The following is a 16,497-nucleotide window of genomic DNA, read 5'->3' on the forward strand; positions in this document are numbered from 1 at the left end:
TTTTTCCGGCGCGGCTGCGGCGAAGTCAACCTTGCGCGCAGGGTGGCGCACGACCATATAGGGCCGATCGCTGGAGGTAACCGAATGCAGACCCGCAACAAATTCTTCGACGACATGTCGCAGCTCATGACCAATGCCATGGGCGTGGCCCAGGGTGCCCGGACCGAGGCTGAAACGGCGATGAAGGGCTTCATCGACCGCTGGATGGCCGACCGCGATTTCGTGACGCGTGAGGAGTTCGACGCGGTGCGTGCCATGGCCCAGAAGGCCCGTGAGGAGAACGAGGCGCTTTCCGCCCGGCTCGCGGCCCTCGAAGCAAAGGCCAAGGGCTGACCTGACGCAGCCAGGCTTCTGCGCGGCATCGGTTCGCGCATTGGGCGCCATGCAGCCCCTCCATGATCGACCGCGGGTGCATGACTGCACCCGAATCGCCGGGTGGTCCACCGGGTCCGCCGGCCGTGCCCGGCTTAACCCGCGTCCCCTGCCGCTGCGCACCGTGCGCACTCAGGGCGGCTCTTCTCCCGGTTGCTTCCCCTTCTTTAGGATGTGAGGCCAACCAAAGGCCGCATGACCTTTCTCAAGACAGGCCCCCTTCGCCATAAACCCGGGACGTCTTGAGCCGTTCCCTTCGCTAGCGTCCAGCCGATGATCCTCAGGCGTCTGCCTGCCGGAATTGGACGAGTGCAAGGGATGAAGCTGATGAACGCATTCACGCTGTCCGGGGACCTGCGCCTGCAGGATGCGCCCGGGCTGATGGCGCGGCTGAAGGAGGCTCTGGCGGCCGGCGATGTCGAGGTCGACGCCTCCGCGCTGGTCGGAGCCGACGCGGCAGTGGTCCAGGTTCTGGTGTCCGCCGCAGCCACCGCGGCGGCTCTCGGGCGCCGGCTGGTGCTGCCTCAGGATTGCGCCGCGCTGTCGGCGCAATACGCGGCCCTCGGGATCGACGCCGTGGCGGAGGCTGCGGCATGAGCAAGACCGTTCTCGCCGTCGACGATTCGCCGTCCATCCGGTGCATGGTCGCCATGACGCTCCGTGAGGCGGGCTATCAGGTGATCGAGGCCACGGATGGTCGCGAGGGTCTGGAGAAGGCGCTCAGCCATCCGATCGACGCGATCATCACCGATCAGAACATGCCGAACCTCGACGGTCTGGGCTTCATCCGGGCCTTTCGGCAGCATCCCGAGAGCAAGGGCAAACCCATTATCTTTTTGTCCACGGATTCCGCCGACACTCTCAAGCAACAGGCCCGTGACGCAGGGGCGATGGGATGGATGGTCAAGCCCTTCACCCAGCCGCAATTGCTCGCAGTCATCAAGAAGGTGCTCGGATGATGGACGACGACATGATGGCCGTCTTCCGGCAGGAAGCGACTGATCTGATTGAAAGCCTCGAACGGGGCCTCTTGGATCTGAGCGACTCGCCGGAAGACCGCGACCTGATCAACGCGGTGTTCCGCGACCTCCACACGATCAAGGGATCGGGCGCGATGTTCGGCTTCGCCGACATGGCGGCCTTCGTGCATGCCTTCGAATCGGCCTTCGACCTGCTCAGGTCCGGCCAGGCCGCGGTCACGCCCGAGATCATAAGTCTCGCCCTTTCCGCGCGGGACGAAATCATCGGCTTCCTCGCCGAAGAGGCCGATCCGACCGGCCGCCGTCCGGCGATCCTCGCTGCACTCGCGGCTGCCGTGGGCGGTAGCGGTCATGCGACCGACGAGACGCCTGCCGCTGCCGCAGGGGATGCCGCCCCGGAAGGCGCGCACCGGCTGTGGTTCCGGCTGACAGGCAACTCACTGGCCCTCGGTGCCCGCCCTGACCTGCTGCTGTCGGAACTGCGCGATCTCGGCGCGACCGACATCAGCGCGGATCTTTCGGGCGTGCCGCCGCTCGATGCGCTGGATCCCGAAGTCTGCATGATCGGCTGGTCGATGCACTTCCCCAATGGCGTCTCGCGGGACGCGCTCGACAACGTCTTCCTCTTCAACGACGCAGAGCTTCGTCTGGAAGAACCCGAGGCGGTGGCCGCGGCGCCGGTGGTGGCCGCTGCAGCGCCGGCCGCCGCGCCCAAGGCTCCTGCCGGCCGCAAACCGTCGGAAGACGCTCCGACCGGCGACAAGGGTGGCGCAACCATGCGCGTCGCCGCAGAGCGGCTCGATCACCTGATGGACCGCGTCGGTGAACTAGTGATCGCCGATGCGCGGCTCCTGCAACTTGCCCATCAGAGCCGCGACCCCGCCCTCATGGCCGCGGCGGAAGAGATCAGCCGGCTCGCCGCCGGTCTGCGTGACACCACGATGCGCATCCGGATGGTGCCGGTGCGCTCGATGATCGGCCGCTTCCGCCGCCTGATCCACGGTCTCTCCGAGACCGTCGGCAAGCCGGTGAGCTTCGTCGTCCACGGAGAGGACACCGAACTCGACAAGACGGTGATCGAGCAGCTCGCCGATCCGATCGTCCACATGCTGCGCAATTCCGTCGATCATGGGCTGGAATCCCCCGCCGATCGCGCTGCCGCGGGCAAGCCCGCGGAAGGACGCATCACGCTCGAGGCGGAATATTCCGGCGCCGAGGTCGTCATCCGCATCAGCGACGACGGGCGGGGCCTGAACCGCGAGCGCATCCGCAACAAGGCGATTGCCAACGGCATCATCGGCGCCGACGCGATCCTGACCGAGGCCGCCATGAACGCCCTGATCCTCGAGCCGGGTTTCTCGACGGCAGAGGCGATCACGGAACTCTCGGGCCGCGGTGTGGGCATGGACGTAGTCAAGAAGACCATCGAGAGCCTGCGCGGATCGATCGAGGTCCAGTCCGTCGAAGGCCGTGGTACCACCTTCACCCTGCGTCTGCCGCTGACCCTCGCCATCATCGAGGGCCTTCTGGTCGAAGTTGCGGGCGAACGGTTCTCCATTCCTCTGGCCGCGGTGCAGGAGATCGTCGAGCTTCCGGCCGATCGCATCGAGGAGGACGGAAGCGCCGACTTCCTCGATGTGCGCGATCGGCTGGTGCCGCTCGTTCGCCTGCGCCGCATGTTCTCTAGTCCCGGCGGACCTGGCGACTTCCAGACGGTCGTCATCGTGCGCGCGGGCGAGACCCGTGCGGGCGCCGTCGTAGACCGGATCATCGGTACGAACCAGATCGTCATCAAGCAGATGTCTCGCCTTCATTCGGGAGTTCGTGCCTTCTCGGGTGCGACCATCCTGGGCGACGGCACAGTTGCGCTGATCCTCGACGTTCCGCATCTGGCGGGCGTCGGGCAGGGCGTGGAAGACCGCAGAGGGGCCGCGGCATGACCAATATCGTCGAACTGAAACCGGCTGCTCCCATGACGGTCGTCACCATGCGTCTCGGGCGGCAGATGCTCGCGATCCCGGCCTCCGCCCTGCGCGAGATCCTGGATCCCTTGCCCGTGACGCGGGTGCCCACTGCCGACCGCTCCGTCTGGGGCGTGATCAACGTGCGGGGCGCCGTCGTGCCTCTGGCCGAACTCCGCTTCGCCTTCGGCATAGCCGAAGAACCCAGGACCGAGGCGAGCAAGATGCTGGTCGTCGAGGTCGAGCTGGCCGGCGAGCCGATCGTGGTCGCCATAGCGGCGGACGCGGTGCTCGAAGTGACCGAACTCGAGCGGACCGCGATGGAGCCGTTGCCCCCGAAGGGAAGCAGCTGGCCCCATTCCTTCGTGCAGGGCGTCTTCCGCACGAAGAAGGGCCTCCTGGTGCTTCCTCACCTCTCCAACATCTTTGCAGCACAGGCCTCTGCGGCCGGTCCTGCCGTCGCCTGACGACCGGTGGGGATGATGGAGCCCGAGATCAAGGTGTGGTCCGCTGCCGCCTTCATTGGCGGAGGCCTGCGGCTCCTGCTGTCCGCCCCGAGGACGAGGGGACGACATCCGCAAGCGCTTCGCTCTGCTTCCACGCGGGGGCTGGCACATATCCTGCACGTGCGGCCGCGCGTCCTCAACTCGCCCGCCAGGCACTGGCCGTTCCGTGCCTTGCCTGCCTTTCACGACACCCTGCCGGGCGGCTTCGCCTTCGCCCTTGAACCCGGAGAACAGAGATGATCTCGATGACGGCTTCCTCCGCCATGACGCAGCCTGAAGAGGCCCGGCCCGCCGAAGCGCCGCCCGTGGTGACGTTCGCCGCAGGAGAGATGCTCTATGCGCTCCCGGTGGAACGTGTGCAGGAGATCCTGGACCTGCGGCCGATTGCTCCGCTTCCGAACGCACCTGCGCATCTGCTGGGTCTCTGCGACGTGCGTGGCACGGGCGTGCCGGTGGTGGATCTGCGGAGCCTCCTCGGCCTGCCGCCGGCGGAAGACACGGGGCACAGCCGTATCCTCGTCACCTGGGTGGAATCCGCTTCCGCACGTCATGTGGTCGGCCTCAAGACCGAGCGCGTGATCGAAGTGACCATGCTCGACGATGGCCGCATGCAGCACATGAGCAGCGCCGACATGCTCAATTGGACCGACACGGCCGTCATGGGGATCGGCAAGCGGAACGGAGCCTTCGTCACGCTGCTCGACATCGATCGGCTGATGGATCCCTCCCGGCTGGGCCTCGCCGACATGCGCTCGGGTGTACTGCAATGAACCAGGTGCTCCGCCAGGCGCACGACCAGCGGTTCTCGGAGCTGATCCGCAACCGCACGGGCATCCAGCTGCCCGTTCACCGCCGACAGATGATCGAGTCGCGCCTCCGGCCAAGGATTGCCGCAGTCGGAGCTTCAGGCTTCGAAGGCTATCTTGCCCAGCTGTTTGACCATGGCCTGCTGGAGGACGAGCTTCCTCTCGTCATCGACCTGCTGACCACGAACAAGACGGACTTCTTCCGCGAGGCCACGCATTTCGACGTGCTCGTGCAAGAGATCGTCCCCGAGGCGGTCCGCCGTGCAGCGCCACATCCGCCGCGACTGAAGATCTGGAGCGCCGCCAGTTCCGAGGGCGCCGAAGCCTACACGACAGCTATCGTGCTTGCCGAAGCACAGCGTGCGGGCCAGCGTTTCTCCTACGCCATCCTGGGCACGGACATCTCGCAGAGGATGCTGGACCGCGCTCGCCGCGCGATCTACTCGGCCGAGCAGCTCTCTCCGGTCCCGGCGGAGCTTCGGGCGCGCTACACGATGGTCGGGCGAGCGCCCGCCCATGCCGGCACCGCCCGGCTGGTGCCGGAACTGCGCGATCGGGTTCAGTTCATGCATCTCAACCTGATGGATCGCACCTATCCGGTCGACCGCGACGTGGACGTGATCTTTCTGCGCAACGTGTTGATCTACTTCGGACCCGAGGACCAGTCGGCCGTCATCGCGCGCATGGTCAGCCACCTGCGCCCCAATGGCTACCTGATCGTCGGCCATTCGGAGTCGATGGTGGTCAACCACCCGCAGATGAAACAGCATTCGCCTTCAATCTTTCGAAAGACCTGACCATGCCTATTCGCGCGGCATCCTCATCGACCCCGACCCGCGTCCTGATCGTGGACGACTCCGCTGCGGCCCGAGCGATGTTCAAGGTGATCGTCGAAAGCGATCCCGCGCTTCAGGTCATGGCTGCGGTGCCCGACGCCTTCGCCGCGGCACGCACGATGCGTACGGAATTGCCGGATGTCATCCTGCTGGATCTTGAGCTTCCCGGGATGGACGGCCTGACGTTCCTCCGCAAGATCATGCAGCAGCACCCGATCCCGGTCGTGGTCTGCTCGAGCCATGTCGGTGCCGGATCCGATGCGATGGTCACGGCGCTCGAACTCGGCGCGAAGGAGGTCATTTCCAAGCCTGCCGCGCGCAACGAGATGGAGCGACAGGAGGCTTCGATCCGGATCTGCGACGCGATCCGCGCCGCGACCGAGACCGCCGCGCGGCGCAGCCAGCCTGAGCCGAGGCCTCTCGCACCGGGTCCGAAGCTGACGGCCGACGAGATCCTGCCGGCGCGTGCGCCGCGGCTCGTGCCGGAGACCATGCCCGTTGTCTGCATCGGTGCCTCGACGGGCGGTACCGAGGCCCTGCGCGATGTCCTCACGGCGCTGCCGGCTTCGGCTCCTCCGATCGTCATCGTGCAGCACATGCCACGCGGCTTCACCGCAGCCTTTGCCCGCCGTCTGAACTCGCTCTGCGCCATCGAGGTGCTCGAGGCGGAAGATGAGATGCAGGTGCTGCCCGGACGGGCCATCATTGCCCAGGGCGACCGCCACCTCCTTTTGCGGCGGCGCAACCAAGGTTATCGGGTGTCCGTCCTCGATGGGGCCTACGTGTGCCGACACCGCCCCTCCGTCGACGTCCTCTTCCGGTCGGCCGCGCAGGAGGCAGGCGCGAACGCCCTCGGTATCATCATGACCGGCATGGGCGATGACGGCGCGCGCTGCATGGCCGAGATGCGTCAGGCCGGTGCCGAGACCATCGCGCAGAACGAAGCGACCTGCGTGGTCTATGGCATGCCGCGCGAAGCCGTCGCTCACGGCGGTGTCCTGCGCGTGGAGCCGCTCGAGAAGCTCGCCACCCGCATCGTGGAGTTCGGTCGCAGGTTTGCGGAAAGGATGGTCCGGTGAAATTCGATCCCGATCTGCTGAGCAGTTCCGCCTCGGTGCAACCGGCTCATCCGCTTGACTTCGTGCTGGTCAGCACCGAACAGACCTTCCTGCGTGCCGGAGAGACACTATCTCTCGCGGTGGGACACCTGAATGGCCTGCGCGCCGATTTTGCGCGTCTTGACGAGGCCTTGGGACCCGCGAGGACGGCGGTCTTCCTGGGGCTGTCGACGGACACGGGCGCTCAGGCCGCGGACCTTGCGAAGGAATTCGCGCGGTTTGAATCCGCCTCCCGCGGCCTGCGTGCCGCCGTCGCGGCGATGCGCTCGGAGGTCACGGACCTCATGGCGACGATCCGCGCGATCTCCATCGTGAAGCTGCAGGCACGCATCATCGGGAACATGCTGACGAGCAGCCGCCAGCGCGTCGAAGCCTTCACCGGGGGCCTGACCCGCATGGCGGCGGAGGCCGCCGACCTGGTCGCCGAAGTCGATGAGGCGATGAACGAGATCGCGGTCGAGACCGGTGCGATGGATGCCGAGGCGGCACATCTGTCTCAGACCTTGCGCGAGTTCGTGCTGCCGAACCTCGCGGCGATCGGCATGACCGCGGCAGAGGTCCGCTCCGACCGCCAGCGCATCGCCGACGGCAACGAGTCGCTGGCGCGCCGGATGGACGGGATCTTTGGCGCCGTGTCGAGCCTCATCCTGTCGCTTCAGGCGGGCGACAGCGCTCGGCAGCGGTTCGAGCATGTGCGCCACCTGACGTCGGATGCCTTGGCGGGGGCCGAGGGCCAGCCGACCCTGCAGGCCGTGCTTCTCGATATCGCGTATGCCCAGACGGATGCCACCGTCGGCGCTCTGACAAGAGATCTCGACACTGCCACGCGGAACTTCCTCGAGGTGCAGGGCAATGCCGGCGCGGCCATCGGTGCGGCGCGTCATCTCTATCTTGGCGAGGCGCAGCGCGGCGGAGGGGCGATCCACGCAATGGTCGGCAGGGCCGAGGTGATCGAGGCGGGACTCGCCCGCTGCGCAGAGCATCTTCGCCTGCTCTCCGGAAATGCTGCGCGGGTCGCGGCCCATCTGGAGAAGATCCGGCACCATGAGGAACGGATGCGCCGGATCGAGGATCTGGTTCGCCTCTTCGGCCTGAACGCCGTCATCGTCTGCGCCAAGCTCGGTCAGGAAGGACGGGCGCTGCAGGAAATCTCGCGCCAGCTGCGCGACCTCACGCAGGTATCGGCGGCGGTCTTCACCCGTCTCCACGGGCGCCTGGAACGTACGCAGGATCTTGCCTCGACGATCGGGACCGAGGCGGTTGCGGGGCTCGAGCAGGAGATGCGGCGTGTGTCCGAAGGGGCCTCCGCGATCCGTGGGATCCTGCTCGAGGCCAACCGCGCGCATGACGAGACGGGACATGCATTCGGAAAGGCGGGTCGGATCCTGACGACCAGTCTCGAGACGGCTGCCGGCCTGATGAGCGGGTACCGCCGCAACCTGACCAGTCTCCACGTCTTCATGAATCAACTGGCACGGCAGCGAGCGGCCCTGCCGTCGAAGCCGCTTTCGGTCGAGCCGGGGTCGCCTGCCGAGGCTCTCCTCGCTCAGGTCCGCAGGAGCTATACGGTCCCCGAAGAACGCCAGATCCATGATGATATCCTGGCAACCGCGGCCATGGCAGTGGGCGCCGGGCGGCAGTTCCCTCTCCCGGGGCAGATCGCGGCTGACGATATGTCCGGAGTGGCGGCCACGGCTCGCGGCGCCGCTGGTCAGGCCGATGGCAATGGCGCTGGGAACGAAGCCGACAGTGACGGGACAGAAGACAGCCTCGCGGACATCTTCTTCTAGGCCTTGTCTCGGCAGCCCACGCACTAGGTCTTGACCGGGGCGGCCTCGCGGGGCGACCGGAGGGCGCGATGGGTGAACTGATCGAGGGTGTCTGGCACACCAACTGGTACGACACCGAATCCAGCGGTGGCCGGTTCGTGCGAAGCCGGACGCAATTCCGGAACTGGATCACGTCGGACGGCAGGCCCGGATCTTCGGGGGAAGGCGGCTTCGCGGCGGAACCGGGGAGGTATCACCTCTACGTTTCCTTCGCCTGTCCCTGGGCGCATCGGACGATGATCTTCCGCACGCTCAAGGGTCTGGAGGACTTGATCGACGTCTCTGTCGTCCACCCCGAGATGCTGGACGACGGCTGGACGTTCCAGACCTCATTCCCCGGAGCGACGGGCGACAGGCTTGGGGGGTTGCCCTTTCTGCGCGATCTTTATCTGAAGGCCGATCCCGCGATCTCGGCGCGCGTGACCGTGCCTGTCCTCTGGGATCGGCAGCGCGAGACCATCGTCAGCAACGAGTCGGCCGATATCATCCGCATGTTCGATTCGGCCTTTGATCATCTTACCGGCAATACCCAAACCTTCCTGCCTGCCGAGCACCGCGAGGAAATCGACCGCCTCAACGACCGGATCTACGAGACAGTGAACAACGGGGTCTACCGCGCAGGCTTCGCCACCTCGCAGGAGGCCTATGACGAGGCGGCGCTTGCGCTCTTCGAGACGCTGGACTGGCTGGAGGATCTGCTGGGAGAACGGCGCTACCTCGCAGGCGACGTCGCGACCGAGGCGGACTGGCGTCTCTTCACCACGCTCGTCCGGTTCGACAAGGTCTACCACACGCATTTCAAGTGCAATCGCCGACAGATCGTTCAGTATCCGAACCTCTGGGGCTGGCTGCGCGAGATGTGGCAATGGCCCGGCGTCGCGGGAACGGTCCACTTCGACCACATCCTGCGGCACTACTACTACAGCCACGAACACATCAACCCGCACAGGATCGTGCCGTTGACGCCCGATCCCGATTTCGATGCGCCGCACGGGCGCGGTCAGTCCTTCCACGCCTCGCGCTTGCGGTAGAGGGTCGAGGGCGAGACGTCGAGGACGCGCGCCGCCTTCGGGACCGAGCCCCCGTGGCGCGCGATGGTCGCCTCGATCACGATCTGCTCGATCTCGGCTAGGGTCAATCCGATCAGGGCGTCGAGGCTTGGTTCGCTCGGGGCGGGCTCGATCCGCCGCGCCAGTTCCTCAGGCGCCGCCATCTGGTCGGTGAAGGCGTCGGGCAACATCCGCATGGTCACGAGGCCACCGTCGTTCAGCACGACGATGTTGCGAATGACGTTCAGGACCTGCCGCACGTTCCCGGGCCAGCTATGCCTGCGGAAGCGCGCCTTGACCTCGGCGTCGAGTCCGATGAACTCTCGCCCCTCCTCGGCCGCGAACCGGGCGAGGGCGGCCTCCGCGATCTCGATGACGTCGTTGCCGCGCTCGCGCAGGGGCGGCATGTGGATTGGCACGACGTAGAGGCGGTAGTAGAGATCCTCGCGGAACTGGCCGCGGCGGACCGCATCGAGCGGATCGCGGTTGGTCGCACAGACGATCCGGACGTTGACCTTGCGCGGCCGGGTGGCGCCGACCGGCTGCACCATCGAGGTCTGCAGGAACCGCAGCAGCTTGGTCTGCAAGGCGGGCGCCATCTCGCAGATCTCGTCCAGGAAGAGCGTGCCGCCATCGGCCGCGGCCGCGGCCCCCGGCTTGTCGGCGATCGCTCCGGTGAAGCTTCCCTTCACATGGCCGAAGACCTCGGATTCGAGCAGGTCCTGCGGGATCGCCCCACAGTTCAGCGCGATGAAGGGCCCGGAGGCGCGCGGCGACGTGTCGTGCACGGCGAGTGCGCAGAGTTCCTTGCCGGTGCCGCTCTCGCCGGTGATGAAAACGGTGGCCATCGAGCGTGCAGCGGAGCGGATCTTGGCATGGATCCGGGCCATCGCCTCGGATGAGCCGAGGAAAGCTCCGTTGACCGGGGTCGGTTCCGGCGGCGGGCGGCGCGGCGCGCGAACCTCGCGCGCCACCGAGGCGTTTTCGACCGCGCCCAGGAAGCGCTGCTCGTCGAACGGCTTGACGAGAAACTCGTGCGCTCCGGCGCGCATGGCTTCCACCGCCTTGTTGATCGAGCCGTTCGCCGTGATGACGATCACATTGGTTTCGGGCCGCAGACGCAGCATGTCCTGCATCAGGTCGAGGCCGTCGCGATCGGGAAGCATCAGGTCGAGAAGGACAACATTCGGCAGCGATTCGCGGAACCGCGTAAGGCCCTCGGCAGCGGTGCCCGCCACGGCAACACGGTGCCCTGCCGAAGCCAGAACCGACCGGTAGACCATCTGCAGGGATGGCGTGTCCTCAATCAGCAGGATCGGCCGCGGGCGGCTCGCGTCCACGTTGCCGGTTGCGGCACGTGGACGGCCTTCGGCGCCGGCCGCGCGCGTGGTCGCGCTCATGCGCCATCCCGTTGCTGCGCGACGAAGGCGAGGAGGCCGTCGAGCCGCATCAGAAGCTCGGTCTTGAGACCCGCCGCCTGGTCCCGATCGTGTTGATGCGCAGCCGCGTTCAGCTCCTCCGACAGCCGCTGGAGGTCCCCCGCGCCGACCGTGCCTGCAAGGCTCATGAGCACGTGGGTCTGGGCGCGTATCTCCATCCAGTCGATTGCGGCCATCGCCTCGTCCAGCCGCTCGCGCGTGCTCTTGAGGTCGAGATGCAGCCGGTGGACGAGCTCATTTGCGGTGTCGGGACCGGCGATCTCGAGCAGCCGGCGGAAGCGGGCTTCGTCGACCGACTCCTGCGCCGTGGTCCCGTCGGAGCCCGCAGACTGCCCGATCAGCGACCGCAACCGCAGCATCGTCTGCCGGAGCGGCGCTGCGGGTCCAGCACCAACGACGGCCTCAAGGTCGGAAAGGTGTTCCATCGCCTCGTCGAGGGTGCTGGCGAGGTCCACGCCCGTCGCGCGCTCATGCCCAAGAACCCGACCGTTGGTCAGGGCAGCATTCGAACCATCGTGTGGAGCTGTCATGGACATCGAACTGACAAGGGCAGCATGTTGGTCGCAGGTTACCCTCTGGGTCGGTAAAGTCCAGCCCAGGCTTCCGTCGAATCTTGTGCGGAATTGCGCCGCAGCGGAGAGCTGCGGCGCCGAGCAGGCGCCTCAGGCGCGGGGGTAGCCCACCGATTTCAGGGCGTCGCGGATCTCGTCGAGGACGGCGGGATCGTCGATCGTTGCCGGCATCCTGAAGTCCTGCCCGTCGGCGATCTTGACCATCGTCCCGCGCAGGATCTTGCCGGAGCGGGTCTTCGGCAGGCGGTCCACCACGCAGGCGCGCTTGAAGTCGGCCACGGGACCGATCTGATCACGGACAAGCTTCACGCATTCCTTGACCACGTCCTCCGGCGCCCGGTTCGAGCCCTTGTTCAGGCAGAGGAAGCCGAGCGGCGACTGGCCCTTGAGCGTGTCGGACACGCCGATGACCGCACATTCGGCGACGTCGTGATGCGAGGCGAGCACCTCTTCCATAGCGCCGGTGGACAGGCGGTGGCCGGCCACGTTGATGACGTCGTCGGTGCGGGCCATGATGTAGACGTAGCCGTCCTCGTCGATATAGCCCGCGTCGCCGGTCTCGTAGTAGCCGGGGAAGTGGGTCAGGTAGCTCTTCACGAAGCGGTCCTGCGCATTCCAGAGCGTCGGCAGCGTGCCGGGGGGAAGCGGCAGCTTGATCGCGATGGCCCCGAGCTGGCCCGCCGGCATCTGGTGTCCGCCCTCGTCCAGCACCCGGACGTCATAGCCCGGCATCGGCACCGAGGGGCTGCCGATCTTGACCGGAAGCGCCTGCACGCCGAGCGGGTTGGCGGCGATGGCCCATCCGCTTTCGGTCTGCCACCAGTGGTCGATGACGGGGACGTTGAGGTTCTTCTGCGCCCAGACGATCGTGTCGGGGTCCGCCCGCTCGCCCGCGAGGAACAGCGCCTTGAGGTTCCGCAGGTTGTAGTCCTGGATCAGCTCGCCCTTCGGATCCTCGCGCTTGATGGCACGCAGGGCGGTCGGCGCGGTGAAGAACGTCTTGACCTTGTGGTTCTGCATCACGCGCCAGAAGGCGCCCGCATCGGGCGTGCCGACGGGCTTGCCCTCGTAGACGATGGTGGTCGCGCCCGCGATCAGCGGTCCGTAGCAGATGTAGCTGTGGCCCACGACCCAGCCCACGTCCGACGCGGCCCAGAAGACGTCGCCCACGTCGATGTCGTAGATGGCCTTCATCGTCCAGTTGAGCGCAACAAGATGGCCGCCGGTGGCGCGCACGACGCCCTTCGGCTGCCCCGTGGTGCCCGAGGTGTAGAGGATGTAGGCCGGGTGGTTGCCTTCGACGGGAACGCATTCGGCAGGCTCGACGCCGTACTGGAACGTGTGCCAGGCGACGTCGCGGCCCGGGATGAGCTTCGCCACTTCCTGCTCGCGCTGGAAGATGACGCAGAAGTCGGGCTTGTGCGAGGCTTCCTCGATCGCCTGATCGAGCAGCGGCTTGTAGTGGACGACGCGGCTCGGCTCGAGCCCGCAGGAGGCGGCGATGATGGCCTTGGGCTTGCAGTCGTCGATCCGGACGGCAAGTTCATGCGCCGCGAAGCCGCCGAAGACGACCGAATGGATGGCGCCGAGGCGTGCGCAGGCCAGCATGGCCTCGAGCGCCTCGGGGATCATGGGCATGTAGATGATGACGCGGTCGCCCTTCTCGACACCCTTCGCGCGCAGCGCACCCGCCAGAGAGGCCACGCGGGCCTGCAGTTCGGCATAGGTGATGCCCTTGTAGGAATGGGTGATCGGGCTTTCGTGGACGATGGCGATCTGCTTGCCGCGTCCGGCCTCGACATGGCGGTCGACGGCGTTCCAGCAGGTGTTGACCATGCCGTCCGAGAACCACTCGTAGAAGGGCTCCTTCTCCTCGAACAGCGCCTTCGACGGAGGAGTCGTCCAGTCGATCTGCTCGGCTGCCTTCATCCAGAAGCCGTTGGGATCCTCCAGAGACCACTTGTAAAGACTTGCGTATGCCATCGTATGCCCTCCCTCGTCGCGCATGTTCTGTTAAGACGGGTCGCGTCACGACGCAAGATTGTTTCAAGGGTGTTTCAGAAAGCGCACCGCGGCCTATGGTCACGTTTTGCGCTACCATAAGCCGCAGGGAGGGGCGAAGATCGGATCGGGATGAGAAGTTCGGTCAGCCGTAGTGGGTCACCGGCGTCCCCGCCAGAGCCGACATGTTGAGCAATCCGCGTGCCGTGATGGAAGCCGTAACGATGTGGGCAAGGTTTCCCATGCCCATCAGAATCGGCCCGACCTCCAGTCCGTTTGCTTTCACCTTGAGAATGTTCCGAACCCCCGAGGCCGCGTCAGAATTGCCGAAGACGAGCACGTTGGCGGGTCCGTCGAAGCGTCCGCCGGGGAAGATGCGGTCGCGGATGTCCTGATCGAGCGCGGCGTCGATGTGCATCTCGCCCTCGTAGGCGAAATCGGGATTGCGACGGTCGAGAATCTCGAGCGCAGCCCTCATCCGGCGCCCCGTCGAGCAGTCGAGGTTGCCGAACTGCGACGAGGAGCAGAGCGCGACCTTGGGGGCGAGGCCGAACCTGCGGACGTGGCGCGCGGCGCCCAGCACCGTGTCGGCGATCTCTTCGGGCGTCGGTTCGTGGTGGACATGGGTGTCGGCCACGAAGAGCGGCCCATCCTCGAGGATCATCAGCGACAGCGCGCCGATGGGCCTGCGTCCATGGTTGGCGAGGATCTGCGTGACGTAGTTCAGGTGCCACAGGTATTGACCATAGGTGCCGCAGATCAGGCTGTCGGCCTCGCCGCGGTGCACCATGATCGCGCCGATTGCGGTCGTGTTCGTCCGCATGACCGCCCGCGCCGTGTCCGGGGTGACGCCCTTGCGGGCCATCACGGCGTGGTAGCTTTCCCAGTAGTCGCGGTAGCGGGGATCGTTCTCGGGGTTCACCAGGTCGAAGTCCCGCCCCGGGCGGATCGGCAGGCCGGCCCGCTCGCAGCGCATCTCGACCACCTCGGGGCGGCCGATGAGGACCGGCTTGTGGACGGTTTCCTCGAGCACGGCGTTGGCAGCGCGCAGCACGCGCTCGTCCTCACCCTCGGCAAAGACGATGCGGCGCGATTCGGCGGCGGATGCCTCGAAGACCGGCCGCATGATCAGGGCCGAGCGGAAGACCGACCCGTCCAGCTTGCGCCGGTAGGCGCCGAGATCGGAGATAGGCCGGGTCGCCACCCCGCTTTCCATCGCGGCCCGCGCGACCGTCAGGGCCACGATGCCGATCAGGCGCGGATCGAAGGGCTTGGGGATCAGGTAGTCCGCCCCGAAGCTCATCCGCTCGCCCTTGTAGGCGGCGGCGGCCTCGGCGCTGGTCGTTGCGCGGGCGAGGCTCGCGATGCCCTCGATGCAGGCCAGCTGCATCTCGTCGTTGATCGTCGTCGCGCCCACGTCGAGGGCGCCGCGGAAGATGAAGGGGAAGCAGAGGACGTTGTTGACCTGGTTCGGATAGTCCGACCGGCCCGTGGCGATGATCGCGTTCGGCCGGACGGAGCGCACCTCGTCCGGCAGGATTTCCGGGGTCGGATTGGCGAGGGCGAAGACGATCGGGCGCTCGGCCATCCGTTCGACCATGGCGGGCGTCAGCACGCCGGGCCCCGAGAGGCCGAGGAAGAGGTCCGCGCCCTCGATCACTTCGGCCAGCGTGCGCAGGTCGCTGTCCTGCGCATACTCGGCCTTCTGCGGCGTCATCTCGACCTCGCGGCCCTTCCAGACCAGCCCTGCGATGTCGCAGAGCCAGACGTTCTCGCGCTTCACCCCCAGCTTCAGCAGCATGTTGAGGCAGGCGATCCCTGCCGCGCCGCCGCCGGTCGAGACCACCTTGATGTCCTCGAACCGCTTGCCCGCGACATGAAGCGCGTTGGTCGCGGCCGCGCCGACAACGATGGCCGTTCCGTGCTGGTCGTCGTGGAAGACCGGAATGTTCATCCGCTCGCGGCAGATCTTCTCGACGATGAAGCAGTCGGGCGCCTTGATGTCCTCGAGGTTGATCGCGCCGAAGGTGGGTTCGAGCGCGCAGACGATCTCGGCCAGCCTCACAGGGTCGGGCTCGGCCAGTTCGATGTCGAAACAGTCGATGCCGGCGAATTTCTTGAAGAGGACGGCCTTGCCCTCCATCACCGGTTTCGCGGCCAGCGCGCCGATGTTGCCGAGACCGAGGACGGCGGTGCCGTTCGTCACGACGCCGACCATGTTCCCGCGCGAGGTGTAGCGGCTTGCCGTCGAGGGATCGGCCTTGATCTCTAGGCAGGCCTCGGCCACGCCCGGCGAGTAGGCCCGGGCCAGATCACGGCCATTCGCCAGAGGCTTCGTTGCCCGGATCTCCAGCTTCCCCGGCTTCGGGAACTCGTGGTAGTCCAGCGCCGCATGGCGCGTATTGTCGTGGCGTGCCTCGTCCATCATCCCCTCCCTGACGATGGTTCAGCACTAAACCATCCGGTGGCCGGCGCAACTGCGAAGCGGCCGGATGCGCGGTGATCCCCGGGGCAACGGTCGGCATGCAGGCCCTCGGCGATCTTTGTCCGGCACTGCTGTGGCCAGTCATGGCGCGCGCTTGCATCCGGACCTCCCACGTCCCAATGTCGGCGCAATTCAGATGGGAGAACCTCATGTCCCTGCTCGAAGCCGCCGTGGCGGTACGCGAGAACGCCTACGCGCCCTATTCCCGCTTCAAGGTGGGAGCGGCGCTGCGCACAGCTTCCGGGTCGGTTCACGTCGGCTGCAATGTCGAGAACGTGGCCTATCCCGAGGGCACCTGCGCCGAGGCTGGCGCCATTGCGGCCATGGTCGCGGCGGGCGAGACCGCCATCGCGGAGATCCTCGTGATCGCGGACAGTCCCGAGCCCGTTCCTCCCTGCGGAGGCTGCCGCCAGAAGATCGCCGAGTTCGCGGAGCAGGAGGTTCCCGTCACGCTCTGCACCATTGATGGCAAGAGCTTTCGCACCAGCGTCGCGGCGCTCCTTCCCGGCGTCTTCACGGCCGCGCACATGGACAGGGCCTGAC

15 protein-coding genes are annotated in these 16,497 nt (G+C 66.7%); 11 read left to right on the forward strand and 4 right to left on the reverse strand.

Annotated elements, in window-relative coordinates; translation table 11 throughout:
* Window positions 1-84: 84 nt before the first annotated feature.
* The 10 genes from ACTVZP_RS18690 to ACTVZP_RS18735 all read left to right on the forward strand — a co-directional run bounded on the left by ACTVZP_RS18690 (window position 85) and on the right by ACTVZP_RS18735 (window position 9,439).
* Window positions 85-333, forward strand: coding sequence for an accessory factor UbiK family protein (locus ACTVZP_RS18690; protein ID WP_443213684.1), 249 nt, complete (start codon window positions 85-87; stop codon window positions 331-333).
* Window positions 334-699: 366 nt separating this feature from the next.
* A complete protein-coding gene (locus tag ACTVZP_RS18695) occupies window positions 700-969 on the forward strand; it encodes an STAS domain-containing protein (RefSeq protein WP_443213685.1) in 270 nt (89 codons plus the stop codon).
* Complete coding sequence (locus tag ACTVZP_RS18700) at window positions 966-1,331, forward strand: response regulator (protein WP_443213686.1); 366 nt, start codon at window positions 966-968, stop codon at window positions 1,329-1,331. The genes ACTVZP_RS18695 and ACTVZP_RS18700 overlap by 4 nt, the downstream gene beginning before the upstream one ends.
* The gene (locus ACTVZP_RS18705) at window positions 1,328-3,292 is read left to right on the forward strand and encodes a chemotaxis protein CheA (RefSeq protein ID WP_443213687.1); all 1,965 of its coding nucleotides are present in this window, start codon (window positions 1,328-1,330) and stop codon (window positions 3,290-3,292) included. Before ACTVZP_RS18700 ends, ACTVZP_RS18705 begins: the two co-directional genes overlap by 4 nt.
* Entirely contained in the window at window positions 3,289-3,780 is a 492-nt protein-coding gene (locus ACTVZP_RS18710; RefSeq protein ID WP_443213688.1) for a chemotaxis protein CheW, read from the forward strand. The genes ACTVZP_RS18705 and ACTVZP_RS18710 overlap by 4 nt, the downstream gene beginning before the upstream one ends.
* Before the next feature lie 275 nt (window positions 3,781-4,055).
* Window positions 4,056-4,589, forward strand: a complete 534-nt coding sequence (locus tag ACTVZP_RS18715; RefSeq protein ID WP_443213689.1) for a chemotaxis protein CheW — start codon at window positions 4,056-4,058, stop codon at window positions 4,587-4,589.
* A complete protein-coding gene (locus ACTVZP_RS18720; RefSeq protein ID WP_443213690.1) occupies window positions 4,586-5,422 on the forward strand; it encodes a protein-glutamate O-methyltransferase in 837 nt (278 codons plus the stop codon). The genes ACTVZP_RS18715 and ACTVZP_RS18720 overlap by 4 nt, the downstream gene beginning before the upstream one ends.
* A gap of 2 nt (window positions 5,423-5,424) precedes the next feature.
* Window positions 5,425-6,540 carry a protein-glutamate methylesterase/protein-glutamine glutaminase gene (locus ACTVZP_RS18725; RefSeq protein WP_443213691.1) on the forward strand — a complete coding sequence of 372 codons (1,116 nt, stop codon included), beginning with the start codon at window positions 5,425-5,427 and terminating at the stop codon, window positions 6,538-6,540.
* A complete protein-coding gene (locus ACTVZP_RS18730) occupies window positions 6,537-8,369 on the forward strand; it encodes a transducer, TlpC (RefSeq protein WP_443213692.1) in 1,833 nt (610 codons plus the stop codon). The genes ACTVZP_RS18725 and ACTVZP_RS18730 overlap by 4 nt, the downstream gene beginning before the upstream one ends.
* Window positions 8,370-8,437: 68 nt before the next feature.
* Window positions 8,438-9,439, forward strand: a complete 1,002-nt coding sequence (locus tag ACTVZP_RS18735; RefSeq protein WP_443213693.1) for a glutathione S-transferase family protein — start codon at window positions 8,438-8,440, stop codon at window positions 9,437-9,439.
* Here ACTVZP_RS18735 and ACTVZP_RS18740 read toward each other — a convergent pair.
* The 4 genes from ACTVZP_RS18740 to ACTVZP_RS18755 form a co-directional block, all read right to left on the reverse strand.
* Entirely contained in the window at window positions 9,409-10,857 is a 1,449-nt protein-coding gene (locus tag ACTVZP_RS18740) for a sigma-54-dependent transcriptional regulator (RefSeq protein WP_443213694.1), read from the reverse strand. The genes ACTVZP_RS18735 and ACTVZP_RS18740 overlap by 31 nt on opposite strands.
* Window positions 10,854-11,351, reverse strand: a complete 498-nt coding sequence (locus ACTVZP_RS18745; RefSeq protein ID WP_443213695.1) for a hypothetical protein — start codon at window positions 11,349-11,351, stop codon at window positions 10,854-10,856. Before ACTVZP_RS18745 ends, ACTVZP_RS18740 begins: the two co-directional genes overlap by 4 nt.
* A gap of 207 nt (window positions 11,352-11,558) precedes the next feature.
* Entirely contained in the window at window positions 11,559-13,451 is a 1,893-nt protein-coding gene (locus tag ACTVZP_RS18750) for a propionyl-CoA synthetase (protein WP_443213696.1), read from the reverse strand.
* A gap of 163 nt (window positions 13,452-13,614) precedes the next feature.
* Window positions 13,615-15,894, reverse strand: coding sequence for an NADP-dependent malic enzyme (locus ACTVZP_RS18755; RefSeq protein ID WP_443213697.1), 2,280 nt, complete (start codon window positions 15,892-15,894; stop codon window positions 13,615-13,617).
* A 209-nt stretch (window positions 15,895-16,103) separates the two neighbouring features.
* On the opposite strand from ACTVZP_RS18755, the gene ACTVZP_RS18760 reads away from it, so the two are divergent.
* The gene (locus ACTVZP_RS18760; protein WP_443213698.1) at window positions 16,104-16,496 is read left to right on the forward strand and encodes a cytidine deaminase; all 393 of its coding nucleotides are present in this window, start codon (window positions 16,104-16,106) and stop codon (window positions 16,494-16,496) included.
* The last annotated feature ends 1 nt before the right edge of the window (window position 16,497 follow it).

Origin of the sequence: Rhodobacter sp. NSM (assembly GCF_052244495.1) — a bacterium.
In the GTDB taxonomy this organism is placed as follows: domain Bacteria; phylum Pseudomonadota; class Alphaproteobacteria; order Rhodobacterales; family Rhodobacteraceae; genus Cereibacter_A.